At 43.0% G+C, this 419-nt stretch carries 1 pseudogene; it reads right to left on the bottom strand.

What is annotated here, in order from left to right:
* Positions 1-419: pseudogene (locus J7338_RS20615) on the bottom strand (transposase); the annotation flags it as partial.

Below are 419 nucleotides of genomic sequence, written 5' to 3' on the forward strand. Positions count from 1 at the left end.
CGGCAGGTTTGTGTTGTTTCATCATAATGGAAGTCCTCTGAAGTAAATAAGCGTGGCTTGCCTTTACTGCGTTTTAGTCGGCGCTTTTCTTGCTCTGTCTCATAGGTTTCACTTTCTTTAAAAAGCGGATTTCGTTTTCTAAATTGGTTATCCGCAATGTAGGCATCAAAGCCACTTTTCGCCATAAACTCAAGATTCACTTCGCTGTTAAACCCACTGTCTGCGGTGAATTTGATGGCGTGTTTATCTGAGGATTCATCTGTGCTCAGTTTATCTAACTGTTGTTTTAATTGCTTAACCGCTGGCTGCAGGGTTTGCTGCTCGCCCACTGAACCCCATGCCTGTGCTTGCAGTATAATTTGATGTTTATCGTCATTTATCGCTATCCCGTTGTAGCCTTGGATTGTACCTTTTGACGT

The organism is Pseudoalteromonas ostreae (assembly GCF_018069805.1).
Classification (GTDB): domain Bacteria; phylum Pseudomonadota; class Gammaproteobacteria; order Enterobacterales; family Alteromonadaceae; genus Pseudoalteromonas; species Pseudoalteromonas ostreae.